This is a genomic window from Sphaerisporangium sp. NPDC088356, assembly GCF_040685555.1.
Taxonomy (GTDB): domain Bacteria; phylum Actinomycetota; class Actinomycetes; order Streptosporangiales; family Streptosporangiaceae; genus Sphaerisporangium.
In genome coordinates this window covers 98,954-113,551 of sequence record NZ_JBFBIK010000005.1, presented here as the reverse complement: position 1 = coordinate 113,551, position 14,598 = coordinate 98,954, and the positions used below count along the sequence as shown (strand labels likewise).

The following is a 14,598-nucleotide window of genomic DNA, read 5'->3' as shown; positions in this document are numbered from 1 at the left end:
GCGAACGGCCATGGATCCCGAGCTGATCAAGGACTGCGTGCACTGCGGTTTCTGCCTGCCCGCCTGCCCCACCTACGTCCTGTGGGGCGAGGAGATGGACTCCCCCCGCGGGCGCATCCACCTGATGAAACAGCACGTCGAGGGCACCCCGCTGACCCCCGAGATGGCCGGGCACTTCGACGCCTGCCTGGGCTGCATGGCCTGCGTCACCGCGTGCCCCTCAGGCGTGCGCTATGACGTGCTGATCGAGTCGACGCGGGCCGAGGTCGAGCGCGTCCACCAGCGCCCGAAGGCCGACCGCGCCTTCCGTGCCCTGGTCTTCGGCCTGTTCCCCTACCCCCGGCGGCTGCGGGCGCTCCGCCTGCCGTTGAAGCTGGGTGAGCGGCTCACGCCACGCATGCGCCCCCTGCTCGAACGGCTGGACCCGCGTCTCGCCGCCATGGCCGAGCTGGCTCCCCCGGTCCCCCGCCGGGTACGGCTCCCGCGCCGCGTGGAGGCCCGGGGCGAGCGGCGGGCGGTCGTCGGGATGCTGACCGGATGCGTGCAGGGCGAGTTCTTCCCCAAGGTCAACGCGGCCACGGCCCGCGTGCTTGCCATGGAGGGATGCGACGTGGTCATCCCTCCGGGCCAGGGCTGCTGCGGGGCGCTTTCGGTGCACTCGGGGCGGAAGGACGAGGCCGCGCGGTTCGCCCGCCGCACGATCGAGACGTTCGAGCGGGCGGGCGTCGACACGGTGGTCGTCAACGCGGCCGGATGCGGGTCGAGCACCAAGGAGTACGCCGAGCTGCTCGCCGGCGATCCCGCCTGGGCGGCCAGGGCGCGGGCGCTGCGCTTCGTCGATTTCGCCGAGTTCCTGGCCGAGCTGGGGCCCGCGGCCGAACGCCATCCCCTGCCGATCACGGTCGCCTACCACGACGCGTGCCACCTGGCCCACGCGCAGGGCATCCGTTCCCAGCCCAGGGCGCTGCTGGCGAGCGTCCCCGGCCTGCGGCTCAGGGAGGTGCCGGACGCGTCGATGTGCTGCGGCTCGGCGGGCACCTACAACCTGTTCCAGCCCGAGGCCGCCCGCGACCTCGGCGACCGCAAGGCCGGGCAGGTGCTGAGCGTCGGAGCCGACCTGCTGGTCTCCGCCAACCCCGGGTGCACGATGCAGATCGCCTCGGCCGCGCGGAGGCGGGGGGAGGACATCCGCGTCGCCCACACCGCCGAGGTGCTGGACGCCTCCCTGCGCGGCCTCTCCCCCGACGCCCTTGGCCGCCCACCTCGCCGTGCCGGCGCCGTGGTCGCCGGGGAGCGGGCTCGATGAGCACGGTCCAGAGCGTCGACCGGGCGCTGGACGTGCTGGAGGCGCTGGCCGACCAGGGCGGGGAGGCGGGCCTTTCCGAGATCGCCGCCCGCACCGGCCTGCCGTACGGCACGATTCACCGGCTCCTGAGATCCCTGCTGGCCCGGGGGTACGTCCGGCAGGAGTCCGACCGCCGCTACGCCCTGGGCAGCGCCCTGGTGCGGCTCGGCGGAGCCGCGGAGCGCATGGTGGGCGTGTGGGCGCAGCCGTACCTCGAGAAGATGGTCGCGCTGTCGGGAGAGACGGCGAACCTCGCCGTGCTGGAGGGCGACTTCGTGGTCTACGTCGCCCAGGCGGCGTCGCCGCGGCGGCTGCGGATGTTCGCCGAGGTGGGCCGCCGGGTGCTGCCGCACAGCACGGCGGTGGGCAAGGTCCTGCTCGCCGAGCGCGCCGACGCGGCGGCCATCCTGACGCGTACGGGGCTGCCGCGCCGCACCGAGCACACGATCACCTCGATCGAGGCGATGCTGGCCGAGCTGGACAGGGTGCGGGGACAGGGCTACGCGATGGACCTCGGCGAGGAGGAGCTGGGAGTCCACTGCCTGGCCGTGCCCGTGCGCGACGGCGGCAAGGTCATCGCCGGCATGTCGATCTCGGGCCCCGTGGACCGCATCGAGGCCCTCGACCGTGACGAGCTGGCCCAGGGCATGCGCGCGATCGCCGCCGACTTCGGCACCGACGTGGCACCACCCCGATGATCAGGATGCCCGTGGCCCCCTTCGGCGTGGCCGTGGCTCCGGTGATCGGGTCCCCTTGGCCGCCTTCGGCACGGACATGGCTCCGTCCGGTGATCGCAGTGCCCGTGGCCACCTTCGGCACCGACTGCGGTGACCCATATCGCCCGCGACCTTCCAAGGGCTAACAGATGAAGGACTCGTGGGTGTGCTCGCAGATCGCGAAAGCGGCGCCCGTGGGGTCGGCCAGGACCGCCACCCGGCCGTACGGCGTCTCATACGCACCGATCAGGACCGCGCCACCCTCAGGAACGACCGATGCCACGGTGGCGTCGATGTCGACCACGGTGAAATAGGTCTTCCAGTGGGGCTGGACGCGCTCGGCCTCATACGGCATCCGCAGCCGCCCGCAGACGGGCTCACCCGCGATCTTCCACAGGACGTAGTCGTAGTCGACGCCGTCGCCGATCTGCTCCTGCTCGTAGCCGAACAGCGCCTGGTAGAACGGGTCCTCCAGCTTGACGTTCCTGGCGTAGAGCTCGTTCCAGCACATCGCCCCCGGCTCGCCGTACAGGCGCGAGCCGAGGTGGGGACCGGCCTGCCAGAGCCCGAAGGTCGCCCCTTCGGGATCGACGGCCAGGGCGAAGCTCCCGTAGTCGGCCAGCGTCATCGGCAGAATGGCGAGCTTGCCGTTGTTGGCCTCGACCTGCACGGCGGAGGCCTTGGCGTCGGAGGTGGCGAGGTAGATGCGCCAGGCCGGCTCGGTGGACTCCAGGCCGACCGCCGGGGGCGTGATCGCGGCGACCGGCTGATCGTCCACCAGGCACATCGTGTAGTGCCAGAGTTTCGGGCCTAGATCCTTGCACGTCCAGCCGAAGATCTTCTCGTAGAACCGGACGGCGGTGGGGAGATCACTGGTGGTGAGCTCCGGCCAGGATGGGGCGCCGTCGAGGTAGTACGTACGCTCCGCCATCACTGATCTCCCCAGAAATTATGCGGTTCCCTCATAACTGCATACTTCCACCATCAAGTACTCGGGACTTCGGAAGTTCGCAAGCTTGCCGATATCTGGACTTAGCGCCTCATATCGCCCTCAAAGTTGAGGGTCAGCGTGACTGCGGGGTGATGTTGAGGGAACCGTTCTGCGGCACCGGGACAACCTGAACCCTGCCGTCCTGGATGGCCTTCCACAGGATGGCGCCCTGCGGCCCGAGCACCCCCACCAGGTCCTTGATGGACTCCAGCTCGGTCTTGACCTTTGTGTTGATCTGCTGCTGGGCGAGGTTCTGCTGCTTGGCGGCCTGCTCGGCGGCGAGCGCGTCGATCAGGCTGCGCGGCGGCTCGGGCTTCTGGATCGTGAGCGCGACATCACCGCACTCGCCGGTGCCCGCGTAGTTGGGCTGGCAGAAGTAGTCGGCGCCGGCGGTCTCCTTGATGAACTGCCGGGCCAGCTGGCCGACCCGCTGCTCCCACTGCTGCTTGGCGTTCGGGTCGTTGAATAGCTTCTTCCACTCGAACTCCTGCGAGGCCGCGTCCATGGCCCGGTCGAGCGGCTGCTTGAAGTAGAAGTTGAGCATGCGGCGCCAGCCCTCGGACTCCCTGGCGTCGAAGTAGGACCCGTACTTCAGCCCGATCTTCTCGTGGAACTGGCGAAGGGTCTCGCACGAGGTGTTGAGGGTGAACGTCGCGGAGCCCGCGACCTGCATCTCGACGTTGTCCTTGGAGACGATGCTGATGGGCTTGGACTCGGAGTCCTCGGTGCCGGAGAAGTCGAAGGTGCGCTGGCCGAAGGGATAGGCGTAGGAGGTGTCGCCCGGGCCGAGGTAGGTGGCCCCGCTGGAGGGGTTGATGCACTTCACGAACTTGATCGCCTCGAACGGGCCGCCCGCGTAGTGCAGCCTGACCTCGTCGGGCGCGGTGCTGACCTTGCTGCAGCCCGTGGCGAGGAACCCGAGGCCCACGATGGCGATGACCACCAGCAGCGCCCCCCTGAGCAGAAGCCGCCTCCCACGCCCCCCACCCGATGCCGGAGTGTCCGTGCTCTTACGTGCGCTCATCATCTACGGGCCGCCCTTTACTAACTCTTTATGGTCGGCCGATCCTAGAACACCCCACCCAAGATCATCCGTCCGTGACCGAGCCCCTGTGGATAACGGCGGTGGCGGCCTCCCGCCGGGCGTGCACGCAGACATGATCCGCCGCCCGGCTGATCTGCGTGATACGGAATCCGGCAGGGACGATCTTGTAGCCCAGTCCTGTGAACGAAGACGGACTCATGTGCGGGAGATAGGCGACGACGTAGTCGATCAGTCCCTCGGATAAGAAGGGCTCGGTAAGACCCGCGCCTCCATCGATGAGAAGCGATCGCACCCCGCCCGCGTACAGCGACCGAAGCGCCGTGTCGCCGTCGCCATGGATTCGGGAAGGAATATTGATCATGCCGGCCCCATGACCGCCGAGGACGCCCTCTTCAAGGCGACCGTCGGCGTGCAGCACGGCGTCGACGCCCTCTCGGAGCTCCATGACACCGGGCATCCGATCAAGCGCGGGCGTGGGTCCGGCGACATCTGCGATATATGACCAGGTGACGGTCGGCCTGCCCGTCCTGAGGGCGGAAAGCCACGGGCCGAGCACAAGCTCGGCCTCATCTGCCAGCACACCGACCTCGACCTCGACCCCGGCATTTCGCAGGGCCGCCACGCCACCCTCGCCGCGCGAGGTCGGATCGACAAGTGCGACGACGACACGGACGATTCCCGCGTCGATGAGCAACTGCCTGCATGCCGGGGCGCGGCCCACATGGTTGCAGGGCTCCAACGTGACGATCGCCGTAGCCCCGATGGCAGTGCCACCGGCCGCGCCAAGTGCGTTGCCTTCCGCGTGGGCCTCGCCTTTCCGGTGATGGTAGCCCTCTCCGAGGATGCGGCCCTGCCCGTCCAGGACGACGCAGCCCACCGGCGGATTGGGGCTGGTCGTACCGAGGCCGTGAGCTGACAGGGCGATAGCATGCCGCATCGCCTGAATCTCGACTTGGGAGGCCATCAGACGGCGGGAACGCCGGCCAGGGCCGTACGAAGGGCGGCGACGGCGGGAAGTGTCTCATGCGCATCCAGCGACGAGCCGACCGACTTGATCATGTTGAGGATCCTGGACGAACCCGCACCCAGAGCGATCTCCAAGGCCTCCCCGGCCACGGTCGCCGCCTGCACCGGCTCCCGCTCGGCGGCGTACGCGGCGGCCATTCCGGCCAGGGCCATGGCCCGGTCGCGGCGGTACACAGGCGACAGCACGGGCAGCGCGGCCTCGTAGGCGGAGAGTGAACGGGACGACTGATCAAGCATCAGCCAGCAGCGAGCGCGCTGGATCTCGACGTACGCGGTCGAACAGAAGGAGCCATGCCCGCCTCGCGCGTCGCCATCGTCGCGGACCGACGCCGCCCACATCTGCGCTTCATCCAGCAACGCGTGACACCGCCTCTCATCACGGTCCAGCGCATGGCCTTGGGCTTCCTGCTGAAGGATGGCCGCTCTCATCGGAGCGGGAAGGACGTCGGCTTTCCGACGTGCGGCGTTGGCCAGGCCGATCACCTCTCCTACGGCGCGTTCCGCCGTCGCCTGCTGGCTTCGGCGGAACATCGTCCATGCGAGCATCAACTGATCATCGCTTTCGTGCGCCCATGCCATCGCGCGGTCGGTCCAATATCTCGCCTGGGGCAGGTCCCCCGCGTCTTCATGAAGCCACGCCGCCGACTCTGCGTACTGAGCCGCCAGCCTGAGCACGTCTAGCCGACTGCCTTCACGAGCCGACCCCAAAAGCGCCTCCAGGAGCGCTATCTGCTCGCGCACAGCGGTCAGGGTGTGGCGTGGACCGAGGAGATTGTCCCTCTTCACCAAAAGGTGCCATTGGTCGCGTAGGTGCTCTAGAAGCTCCGCGACCTGCCCGCGAGAAAGCGTCTCCAGACGCTCGATGGCCGGGCTCGGTTGTTCCGCCTGAATCGGAGTGGCTTCCCGTGATGGATCACCACCGAACAGGTCGGTTTCCGAGGTAGCGAAGACCCGGGAGTAGAGCACGCGGTAGGGATCGCGGAGGAGGTGATCACCTCTTTCCCATCCCCGGATCATCCGTATCAGCGATTCCGGTGAGGCGAGATGAGCGCGAGTGCGGGGATCAGCCGCTTCACGCAACCGCCTGGCCATCTCCTTCTGGCTCCAGCACCTCTCGCGCCGCTCCGCTCTCAGCCGCGCGGCCCACGCGGGTGGTTCATCGGCGACCATCAGCGCACCTTTCGACCGGACAAGGGGACACCCTCGGATTGTTTCCCAGTGTCCTCCCGAACCCTCTGTCCGCACATGGTTTCGGAGCGTTGTGATGGGACCCGACGCCGCGAAAGGCGGGACCCGCAGGCGCTGACACGCCGTACGGGTCCCTTGATCAGGAAGCAGGTCCTGACCATGAGCAAGGGTAGAACCGTTGGCATCCGCTCGGAGGCTGATGTGGCCCATCCGTCCCTCGCCGGGAACCGTCCGGGGCGGCACAGGATCGGCGTGCGGCCCGGACGGGTCGACCCCCGGCGCTGGGACCTGGCGAAGCGGGCCGCCGCCGCCCAGCTCGACCAGATGGAGCCCGCCTGGCACGTCATGTACGGCCTTGGCAGCCGCAGGTTCGTCGCCATGGCGATCTGGCACGCTCCCCGGCCGCTCAGGGTCGACGCCACCACCCTGGACGAGCTGCGCGAGCTGATGCGCGAGGCCGAGCTTGAGGCCATGGCGTCGCCGGCCGGTCTGGGCGCCTCATGACCGGTCCGGGCAGGCACGCCCGCGAGCCCGGCCCACCCGATGCCGAGCTGCCCGACACCAAGCTGCCCCACGCGAAACTGCCCCACGCCGAGCCGGCCGACGCTGAGCCGGCCGATCCGTACGGCTTTCCGGCAACCGCAGGGATCGGCTGTGGACGATACATTCCGGCCAGTGGTCGCCCGGCGCCGCCGCCGCTGGTCCCCGAGGAGGTCACCACGCTGGTCGAACGGCAGGTCGCCGCGCTCAACCAGACCTACCCCGCGTGGCGGATCACGCGGGTGAAGCGTGCGGACGGCACCCCCGGCGGTTGGTGGGCCACCCGGCACGCCACCCTGACGGACGACCAGCGCGCGTCGGGCCTCGTGCCGAGCATCGCTAGAGGCGACGTCGTGGCGCTGGTGATGGAACTCGCCGTGCAAGACGAGATCGCCCACCAGAACGGCTACGCGACAGGTGGAACCCGGCGGGTCACCATCGTGGAGAGCCCCTCCTAGACGCGCGGCGGGCCTGAGCCAGGGGTGGCGGGGCCCGCCGCGTCCCCCCCCCAAGCAGGACAATCCGAACGACCAAGGAACCTCCGGGAGCCGCGATCTCGTTCATCCCACGCGGTCCCCCCATGACGGGTGAGGCGCTTGACGCCCATGCAGCACCATGACCTCTCAAGGCGGCACGTGGGGGCACAAACCTTCGAGGCACCACCTGACTTACGACCGCAAGCCACGCGTCATGTCGTCTCCCGCGAACCGGATCACGACCGGTAGGGTTCCTGCGCATGACGGAGATCGCACCCTGTGCCACCAGAGCCGGACGGGCCGCCTTCGTCGTGAACGTCGAGGTCTTCCTGCATCGAGACGGCCGCTGGTTGCTCATCAGGCGCGGCGACGGGAGGACGCGATACCTGTAGCCGTCTCGTCCGACGAGGTGGCCGCTGTCGCCTGGCTCACGGTCGCTGAGGCCGAAGCCGACCCGAACTGCCCACCCTGGACCCTACGAGGCCTCCGCCACGCCGCGTCAATATAGCCCTGAAGAACCTCCCCAGGGGCTTCGCTGTTTCTGCACGGCCCTGAGCTGCGCACCCGTAGTCCAAGGCCCGGGTGGGAAGCAACCCCTTGCCCCGTCACGTGGGTGCCGGGAGGGTCCCTCATGTACTTCCGGCCCCGGGCACGATGGCAACGACGCCGAGGGTCAGGGGCGCCGGCCGAGGACTTCGCCGACTCTGCTGTGCCGCTCGACCATGACGGCGAGCCCTGTGTCGATGTAGCGGAGGCTTTCCAGAATCGCTTCATGGTCTGCCACCAGATGACGATGGTGGATCGGGCAATGATGTGCGATCTTGTTGCGGAAGACGCGGAGGAAGTCGAACCTGCGATGGAGGTCACGGCGGCGACCGCGGTAGCCAGGGAAGGCCCGGTACAGCGCTGGACGCCATAGTCGCTGGTCGTAGTTGTTGCCGGGACCGAGCAGGGACACGTAGAAGCCGAAGGGCAGTTCGTCGGTGATCTGCTGCGGGTCTGCGGGAAGCCCTGAGCGCCGGAGTTGATCCGTCGCCTCCGCGATCTTCCGGCGGGCACCGTAGTGCAGATCCGCCTGCGGGCTGGCCCACCAGTCCCGCTGCCCGAACAGCGTGACGAGTTCCTTGGTCATGACGCTGCGCATCGAGACCTCCAGGTACTGCAACGGCCCGTAGAAGGCTTCGGAGATCTCGGTGTTCCAGCAATGCAGACGCAGCGCCGCGACCGGGTCGCCGGCGCATCGAAGCTCGTACTCGGCCAGGCGTGACGGTGAGAGGAAGTCGCGCAGCCGCCTGGCTTCGGCTTCCCGCATCCTGACCGCCTTCCGATGTGCCGTGGTACGCTCGCGTCATAAGCCCCGGTGATGCCTCTGCTCAGCACGCAGCCGGGGCACAGCCTTTTCTTGGCGTTGTCCGATCTCACCATGCGCTTGACCGGTCGCGTGGGCCGATCCAGATATGCGCCTGCTCAGGTTGATGCCGGTCGCCGCGGGCGGGGCCATGCCTTCACATCCACGGGCGCGCCGACGCCGTCTGGCCCCTGCGGCCTCGGCAGGTCGGATCGAGTCCGGACCACCATCGTCACGACCCTGGACAACAGGTCCCATCGTGTCGAGCGTTATTGATCGTACTGAGAGGACGCTCAGTCGTTCTTGATCGTGGCTGCGGGGTGGTCGGCCGAGCAGTGGATCTCGATTTCGGTCCGGGCGTCGCCGTTCTCGAACCTCACGCGTACCTTGTCGCGGGGGCCCCGCTCCGCGTCCTTCACCTCGTACCCCTGGGCCGGGGTCCAGGACCGCAGTGTCACCAGGCCGCCCGCGCACCGGGCCACCACGGCCCCGCCTCGCGCCGAGAACACCCTGGTCTGGCCAGCGGCGCTGGCGGGCGGGGTCGCGACCGGTGGGGCCGAAGGGGATGCGGAAGGGCTCGCGGCGGCCGATCCCGTACCTGAGGGCGACGCCGTCCGTGCTCCAGAGCCGTCCCCAGAGTCATCCACTGGGCCGTCCCCCGAGGCGGACGGCGCGCCGTTGCCCGCGGCGAGTGGCGACGGTGAGGCGTCGAGGGAGCGGCGGATCTCGGCGGGGGAGAGGGCGCGGGAGGCGGAGCCGGTGATCGACTCGCCGAGGAAGGCGGTCACCACGATGCCGGCGCCGGTGGCCACTAGCCCGACGACCAGCCATCCGGTCAGGACGAGTAGCAGGCTCCGGTTCATGCCCCCGATCCTCCCTGGCCGTCTCCTAAGACCGGGTTAAGCGCACCATAACGGACTTATGCCAATGGCCCCGGAGCCGTTAGCGTAACCGCCCATGGCCAATGTCCTGCTCGTCGAGGATGACGCGACGATCCGTACCGCCCTCATGCGAGGGCTGCGTGAGCGCGGTCACGCCGTGTCCTCCGCCCCGACCGCGCTCGACGGCCTGCGGCAGGCCGTCTCGGAACGTCCCGACCTCGTCGTGCTGGACCTCGGCCTGCCCGACCTGGACGGTACCGAGATGCTGCGGATGCTCAGGGCCGTCAGCCGCGTACCGGTGATCGTGGCGACCGCGCGGGACGGCGACACCGAGATGGTCCGCCTGCTGGACGCGGGGGCCGACGACTACGTGGTCAAGCCCTTCAGCGCCGCCCAGCTGGACGCCCGCGTCCGCGCCGTGCTGCGCCGCACCGCCGACAGCCGTACGGACACCTCGGTGACCGTGGGAGGCCTGCGGCTGGACCCCCGCAGCCGCGAGGCGGTCCTGGACGGCACCCCGCTGGACCTCACGCCACGCGAGTTCGACCTGCTGCACTTCCTGGCCACCCGTTCCGGCGAGGTGGTCACCAAGCGCGAGCTGCTCACCGAGGTCTGGCAGGTGCCGTACGGCGGGGCCGACAAGACCGTGGACGTCCACCTGTCATGGCTGCGCCGCAAGCTGGGCGAGACCGCGCAGGAGCCCCGCTACCTGCAGACCGTGCGCGGCGTCGGCGTCAAGCTGGTCAACCCGTCATGAGGCGATGGCTCGCGCCGCTCACGGCGACCACCACCTCACCGATGCCGGTCGATCCGTCATGAGGCGATGGCTCGCGTTGCTCGTGGCGGCCACCACGTCTCTGGTGCTAATCGCCCTGCTCGTCCCGCTCGGCCTGCTGGTACGCGCGCTGGCCGAGAGCAGCGCGGTCACGCAGGCGAGCTCCGAGGCGCAGTCCGTCGCGGCGTCGGTGGGCACGGCGGATCCCGACGGCCTCGCGCTGACCGCCGAGCGCACCTCGGCGTCGAGCGGCCACGCCATCACCGTGTTCCTCCCCGGCGGCCCCGTCGTCGGCTCCCCCGTACCGCGGTCGCCGGCCGTGGAGCTGGCCGCGCGCGGGCAGAGCCTGACGGCGCAGACCCCCTCGGGCCTTGAGGTCCTCGCCGCCGTGCAGGGCCTGCCCGGCGGTACGGCCGTGGTCCGCGTCGCCCTCAGCGAGGAGGACCTCCGCCACGGGGTCAGTGAAGTGTGGTTCGGCATGCTCGTCCTCGGGCTCGCCCTGATCGGTGTCGGCATCTTCGTCGCCGACCGCCTGGCGCTCGCCCTGACCCGGCCCATGACCGGGCTCGCCCGCGTGTCCCACCGGCTCGCCGCCGGAGACCTGGCCGCCCGGACCACGCCTGGCGGCCCCGTGGAGGTGCGGGACGTGGGGCTCGCGCTCAACCACCTGGCCGGACGGATCAGCGACCTGCTGGCCGAGGAGCGGGAGACGGCCGCCGACATCTCCCACCGGCTCCGCACGCCGCTGACCGGGTTGCGGCTGGAGGCCGAGTCGCTGGCCGACCAGGAGGAGGCCGCTCGGCTCGGGAGCCGCGTCGACGCGCTGGAACGCGCCGTGAGCTCGGTGATCACGGACGTACGCCGGCGGTCGCAGGAGCACGCGAGCTGCGACGCGGTGGCGGTCGTGGCCGAGCGGGTCACCTTCTGGTCGGTGCTGGCCGAGGACCAGGGCCGGCCGGTGGAGCTGGACCTTCCCCAGGGGCCGCTCCCCGTGGCCGTGAGCGCGGCCGAGCTGTCAGCCTGCGTCGACGCGCTGCTCGGCAACGTGTTCGCCCACACCCCCGAGGGTGCCTCCTTCACCGTACGGCTGGCGCCCGCCGCGTCCGGGGGTGTACGTCCGGCGACACCCCCAGGCGACGTACGAGCAGCGCCCGCCGCGTCCGGGGGGGTACGGATCGAGATCGCCGACTCGGGGCCGGGCTTCGGGCTCCGGCCGGAGGCGGCGAACCCCCTCGAACGGGGGCTCAGCGGCGCGGGGTCCACCGGGCTCGGCCTGGACATCGCCCGGCGGACGGCCGAGGCTTCAGGTGGTTCCCTGTCGCTCGGCACCGCGCCGGGCGGGGGCGCCATGGTCATTCTCACCTTAGGGACGCCTTAACTTTGCCGAAGCGCGGGCTTAGGGCTTCCCCGGCGAATGTGGGGACATGACGAACACACGAAGCATCGGCAAGGCGGCCAGGCTCACCATCGCGGGCGTCGGAGCGATCGCCGTCCTCACCACCGGAGCCGTGGCGGCCTCGGCCGCGACCGCGCTCTCCACCCCCGCCGCCGCGACGTCGACGACCGCGTCGCCGGCGACTGTGACCACCGGGACGGTCACCTCGGCCACCGCGGGGGTCACCTACCGGCAGGCGATCAGGATCGCCAAGAAGCGGGTCCCGGGCGCCCGGGTCACCGAGGTCGAGCGCGAGTGGGAGCACGGCTACCGCGTCTGGAAGGTGGAGCTGAAGAAGCACCACGCCGAGTACCGCGTCTACATCTCCGTGAAGACCGGCAAGATCACCAAGTTCCGCCAGAAGCACGACGACTAGCAGGACTCGCCGTGCCGTGGAGGGCAGAGGGGGCTCTCCACGGCACGGCTCGCACCGTCACAACCGCACCATGACCACTCGTACTGCCACCGCTCGTGGATGTCACCGCTCGCAGGTGTCACCGCTCGCAGGTGCCACGGCTCCCACTCCCGGCGGGTGTCGTCAGGCGCACTGGGCGAGCATGGCGTCCTTGTCGGGGGCGGTGACCGGGAGTTCGTACTTCAGCGCGACCTGTGCGAAGCGCACGGCGTAGGAGCAGCGGATGACCTTGGACGGGGGAAGCCAGGTCGCCGGCCCCGAGTCGCCCTTGGAGGAGTTGGCCGAGCCGTCGACGGGCATGAGGTTCAGCGGGTCGTTGGCGATCTGGACCCGCTTGGCCTTGCTCCACCGCGACGCGCCCATCTGCCAGTCGTAGGACAGCGGCATGACATGGTCGATCTGGACGTCGGAGGCGTTCTGCTTGGTCCAGTCGATGGTCTTGTCGGTGTAGGGGTCGTGGAGCGTCATCGAGATGAGGACGCATTTCGAGCCCGACCGGTACTTCAGGGCGTCACCGTCGCGTGCCAGGACGTCGTTCCTGGTGTCGCAGCCGTTGTGCGCGAACGGGATGTCGTCGGCGTTGTCCGCCCACGCGTACCCGAACTCGTCCCGGTCGTAGCCGGTCTTGGGGCCACGCCCCTTGGTCGGCACCTTCTCGATCAGCTTGACCGCCGCGGCACGGTCCTTGGCGGACTTGATCGCGGCGAGGCCTCGCTCGGTGCCCTTGGGATTGTCCAGGGGGACGACACCGGTGGAGTCGCCGCCTCCACCGCCGTCCCCGGATCCCATGTCACCGCCGCCGCCACCGGCGCCGTTGGCGTCGATGGGACCACACCCCGCCAGCATGACGGCCGCCGCTACTCCGGCCACGATCGCGCGAGATCCACGCAGGCGCACTGCCACCCCCAGGTAAAGAAAAAGTAATACCTAGGTATAGCAACTACCCCCGAAAGCCGCGATTACGGCAGATCCCAGGAGAAAGCGGCCTAGCCCAGGTAGATCGGACGAGTCCTCGGGGGGAGGCATGCGGACAGCGGTCATGACCGGCGAAACAACCGGCCGGACCCGCGAGAAACAGACATCCCATCGCGATCAGGGCGACGGCCTCGCGGGCCCAAGGAGGAAAGCCAGGCCCGTCAGACCCGGCCGTAGGCGTCGTCGAGGCGCTCGATGTCGTCCTCGTCGAAGTGGCCGAAGGCGACCTCGAGGACGCGCGTCGCCGGGCCGGAGGAACCGAGCCGGTGGGTCTGCCCCGCGTGGATCAGCACCCGGTCGCCCACCGACGGCTCGATGCGCTCCCCGTCGATCTCGAAGACCGCGCCGGGGTCGAGCGCCACCCACAGCTCGTCACGGTGCTTGTGCCGCTGGAGGCTGAGCCGTTGCCCGGGCGCGACCTGGATGATCTTGACGGTGGACGTCTCGTTGTGGGTGTACCGCTCGAAGCCACCCCACGGACGCTCGTCTCTGACCACTGCGGCAAGCCGGTCGATCTCCAGCACGCTGCCCTCCAAACACCGGGTAAATGTGGGTGCGACTCTTCCACAAACGGATGAAGCATGTGTGACCTGCACGAAACCACCCCGCCACAACCGTGAAACACCCGGGCGACCCATGGCCGGGCGGCGAACGCCGGGATCATGTTGCCAGGAAGCCGCCGTCCACGGGCAGGACCACGCCGGTGACATACGAGCCGGCGTCCGAGGCGAGGAAGATGGCGGCGGCCACCAGCTCGGCCGGGTCACCCGCCCGGCCCATCAGCACGCGCCGCTCCAGCTGCCGGTCGAGGTAGCCGGGAAGGTAGGTGGCGGTCATCTCGGACTCGAAGAACCCCGGCTCCAGGCAGTTCACCCGGATGCCGCGCCGCCCGGTCCACTGCTGGGCCAGATCTCTGGTCAGACCGGCCACGGCCGCCTTCGACGCGCTGTACGCCGCCTGCGGCAGCCCGGCCGTGGTCTCGCCGAGCACGCTCCCGACGTTGACGATCGACGACCCGGGACGCATGACCTTGGCGCAGGCCTGGGCCATCCAGTACGAGCCGTGCAGGTTGACGTCGACGACCTGGCGGAACTCCTCGGGGGTCTCCCGCAGCGCGGGCACCGCCGTGCCGACCCCGGCGTTGTTGACCAGGATGTCGACGCCTCCGAACTCGGCCACCGCGGCGTCCACGAGGGCCTGGCAGTCGCCTGGGCGGGTGACGTCGGTGACCACCGCGACGCAACGGCGCCCGGTCTCCTCGACCAGACGCCGCGTCTCCTCCAGCCGGTTCTCGCGACGGGCGCCGATCGCGATGTCGGCGCCCGCCTCGGCCAGGCCGCGGGCGAAGGCCACGCCCAGCCCCGAGGACGCCCCGGTGACGATGGCGACCTTGCCGTCGAGCCTGAACCGCTCAAGCACCATGGCTCCCGAGGACACCGGAT

17 protein-coding genes are annotated in these 14,598 nt (G+C 69.7%); 8 read left to right on the top strand and 9 right to left on the bottom strand.

Annotated features, from left to right (window positions below; genetic code table 11):
- The first annotated feature begins 10 nt into the window (after positions 1-10).
- Together AB0O34_RS04080 and AB0O34_RS04075 are read left to right on the top strand one after the other, a co-directional pair.
- Positions 11-1,306, top strand: a complete 1,296-nt coding sequence (locus AB0O34_RS04080) for a heterodisulfide reductase-related iron-sulfur binding cluster (RefSeq protein WP_363912357.1) — start codon at positions 11-13, stop codon at positions 1,304-1,306.
- Entirely contained in the window at positions 1,303-2,043 is a 741-nt protein-coding gene (locus tag AB0O34_RS04075; protein WP_363912355.1) for an IclR family transcriptional regulator, read from the top strand. Before AB0O34_RS04080 ends, AB0O34_RS04075 begins: the two co-directional genes overlap by 4 nt.
- 160 nt (positions 2,044-2,203) lie before the next feature.
- Here AB0O34_RS04075 and AB0O34_RS04070 read toward each other — a convergent pair whose 3' ends face one another.
- From AB0O34_RS04070 to AB0O34_RS04055, 4 genes are all read right to left on the bottom strand, one after another.
- On the bottom strand, positions 2,204-2,992 hold the full coding sequence (locus AB0O34_RS04070; RefSeq protein WP_363912353.1) for a VOC family protein: 789 nt from the start codon (positions 2,990-2,992) through the stop codon (positions 2,204-2,206).
- 133 nt (positions 2,993-3,125) lie between these two features.
- Complete coding sequence (locus AB0O34_RS04065) at positions 3,126-3,995, bottom strand: SPFH domain-containing protein (RefSeq protein WP_363912351.1); 870 nt, start codon at positions 3,993-3,995, stop codon at positions 3,126-3,128.
- Positions 3,996-4,140: 145 nt separating this feature from the next.
- Complete coding sequence (gene ribD / locus AB0O34_RS04060) at positions 4,141-5,061, bottom strand: bifunctional diaminohydroxyphosphoribosylaminopyrimidine deaminase/5-amino-6-(5-phosphoribosylamino)uracil reductase RibD (RefSeq protein ID WP_363912349.1); 921 nt, start codon at positions 5,059-5,061, stop codon at positions 4,141-4,143.
- Positions 5,061-6,293: a hypothetical protein gene (locus tag AB0O34_RS04055; RefSeq protein ID WP_363912347.1), complete on the bottom strand. Its 1,233-nt coding sequence runs from the start codon at positions 6,291-6,293 to the stop codon at positions 5,061-5,063. Before AB0O34_RS04055 ends, ribD begins: the two co-directional genes overlap by 1 nt.
- 177 nt (positions 6,294-6,470) lie before the next feature.
- On the opposite strand from AB0O34_RS04055, the gene AB0O34_RS04050 reads away from it, so the two are divergent.
- From AB0O34_RS04050 to AB0O34_RS04040, 3 genes are all read left to right on the top strand, one after another.
- Entirely contained in the window at positions 6,471-6,815 is a 345-nt protein-coding gene (locus AB0O34_RS04050; protein WP_363912346.1) for a hypothetical protein, read from the top strand.
- Positions 6,812-7,309, top strand: coding sequence for a hypothetical protein (locus AB0O34_RS04045; protein WP_363912344.1), 498 nt, complete (start codon positions 6,812-6,814; stop codon positions 7,307-7,309). Before AB0O34_RS04050 ends, AB0O34_RS04045 begins: the two co-directional genes overlap by 4 nt.
- Positions 7,310-7,587: 278 nt before the next feature.
- Entirely contained in the window at positions 7,588-7,719 is a 132-nt protein-coding gene (locus AB0O34_RS04040) for a hypothetical protein (RefSeq protein WP_363912342.1), read from the top strand.
- 281 nt (positions 7,720-8,000) lie between these two features.
- Here AB0O34_RS04040 and AB0O34_RS04035 read toward each other — a convergent pair whose 3' ends face one another.
- Together AB0O34_RS04035 and AB0O34_RS04030 are read right to left on the bottom strand one after the other, a co-directional pair.
- Positions 8,001-8,639: a hypothetical protein gene (locus AB0O34_RS04035; protein WP_363912341.1), complete on the bottom strand. Its 639-nt coding sequence runs from the start codon at positions 8,637-8,639 to the stop codon at positions 8,001-8,003.
- A gap of 329 nt (positions 8,640-8,968) precedes the next feature.
- Entirely contained in the window at positions 8,969-9,538 is a 570-nt protein-coding gene (locus AB0O34_RS04030) for a hypothetical protein (protein WP_363912340.1), read from the bottom strand.
- Positions 9,539-9,632: 94 nt separating this feature from the next.
- Here AB0O34_RS04030 and AB0O34_RS04025 point away from each other — a divergent pair, with 94 nt between their 5' ends.
- The 3 genes from AB0O34_RS04025 to AB0O34_RS04015 are packed head-to-tail and all read left to right on the top strand — an operon-like array spanning position 9,633 to position 12,142.
- Positions 9,633-10,313 (top strand): response regulator transcription factor, encoded by a 681-nt coding sequence (locus AB0O34_RS04025; protein ID WP_363912338.1) that lies wholly within the window; start codon positions 9,633-9,635, stop codon positions 10,311-10,313.
- 58 nt (positions 10,314-10,371) lie between these two features.
- Positions 10,372-11,709: a HAMP domain-containing sensor histidine kinase gene (locus AB0O34_RS04020; protein ID WP_363912336.1), complete on the top strand. Its 1,338-nt coding sequence runs from the start codon at positions 10,372-10,374 to the stop codon at positions 11,707-11,709.
- A 46-nt stretch (positions 11,710-11,755) separates the two neighbouring features.
- A complete protein-coding gene (locus AB0O34_RS04015; RefSeq protein ID WP_363912334.1) occupies positions 11,756-12,142 on the top strand; it encodes a PepSY domain-containing protein in 387 nt (128 codons plus the stop codon).
- A gap of 162 nt (positions 12,143-12,304) precedes the next feature.
- Here AB0O34_RS04015 and AB0O34_RS04010 read toward each other — a convergent pair whose 3' ends face one another.
- The 3 genes from AB0O34_RS04010 to AB0O34_RS04000 all read right to left on the bottom strand — a co-directional run bounded on the left by AB0O34_RS04010 (position 12,305) and on the right by AB0O34_RS04000 (position 14,593).
- The gene (locus AB0O34_RS04010; RefSeq protein ID WP_363912332.1) at positions 12,305-13,051 is read right to left on the bottom strand and encodes an HNH endonuclease family protein; all 747 of its coding nucleotides are present in this window, start codon (positions 13,049-13,051) and stop codon (positions 12,305-12,307) included.
- Between the two features lie 266 nt (positions 13,052-13,317).
- Positions 13,318-13,680, bottom strand: coding sequence for a phosphomannose isomerase type II C-terminal cupin domain (locus AB0O34_RS04005; protein WP_363912330.1), 363 nt, complete (start codon positions 13,678-13,680; stop codon positions 13,318-13,320).
- Between the two features lie 136 nt (positions 13,681-13,816).
- Positions 13,817-14,593: an SDR family oxidoreductase gene (locus AB0O34_RS04000; RefSeq protein ID WP_363912328.1), complete on the bottom strand. Its 777-nt coding sequence runs from the start codon at positions 14,591-14,593 to the stop codon at positions 13,817-13,819.
- Between the last annotated feature and the right edge of the window lie 5 nt (positions 14,594-14,598).

What these genes read in the sequence shown, in the direction of transcription:
- AB0O34_RS04030 (WP_363912340.1), bottom strand. Translation starts at nt 9,538, where the DNA reads ATGAACCGGAGCCTGCTACTCGTCCTGACCGGATGGCTGGTCGTCGGG.
- AB0O34_RS04045 (WP_363912344.1), top strand. Translation starts at nt 6,812, where the DNA reads ATGACCGGTCCGGGCAGGCACGCCCGCGAGCCCGGCCCACCCGATGCC.
- ribD (WP_363912349.1), bottom strand. Translation starts at nt 5,061, where the DNA reads ATGGCCTCCCAAGTCGAGATTCAGGCGATGCGGCATGCTATCGCCCTG.
- AB0O34_RS04025 (WP_363912338.1), top strand. Translation starts at nt 9,633, where the DNA reads ATGGCCAATGTCCTGCTCGTCGAGGATGACGCGACGATCCGTACCGCC.
- AB0O34_RS04055 (WP_363912347.1), bottom strand. Translation starts at nt 6,293, where the DNA reads ATGGTCGCCGATGAACCACCCGCGTGGGCCGCGCGGCTGAGAGCGGAG.
- AB0O34_RS04050 (WP_363912346.1), top strand. Translation starts at nt 6,471, where the DNA reads ATGAGCAAGGGTAGAACCGTTGGCATCCGCTCGGAGGCTGATGTGGCC.
- AB0O34_RS04040 (WP_363912342.1), top strand. Translation starts at nt 7,588, where the DNA reads ATGACGGAGATCGCACCCTGTGCCACCAGAGCCGGACGGGCCGCCTTC.
- AB0O34_RS04020 (WP_363912336.1), top strand. Translation starts at nt 10,372, where the DNA reads ATGAGGCGATGGCTCGCGTTGCTCGTGGCGGCCACCACGTCTCTGGTG.
- AB0O34_RS04075 (WP_363912355.1), top strand. Translation starts at nt 1,303, where the DNA reads ATGAGCACGGTCCAGAGCGTCGACCGGGCGCTGGACGTGCTGGAGGCG.
- AB0O34_RS04015 (WP_363912334.1), top strand. Translation starts at nt 11,756, where the DNA reads ATGACGAACACACGAAGCATCGGCAAGGCGGCCAGGCTCACCATCGCG.
- AB0O34_RS04080 (WP_363912357.1), top strand. Translation starts at nt 11, where the DNA reads ATGGATCCCGAGCTGATCAAGGACTGCGTGCACTGCGGTTTCTGCCTG.
- AB0O34_RS04035 (WP_363912341.1), bottom strand. Translation starts at nt 8,639, where the DNA reads ATGCGGGAAGCCGAAGCCAGGCGGCTGCGCGACTTCCTCTCACCGTCA.
- AB0O34_RS04070 (WP_363912353.1), bottom strand. Translation starts at nt 2,992, where the DNA reads ATGGCGGAGCGTACGTACTACCTCGACGGCGCCCCATCCTGGCCGGAG.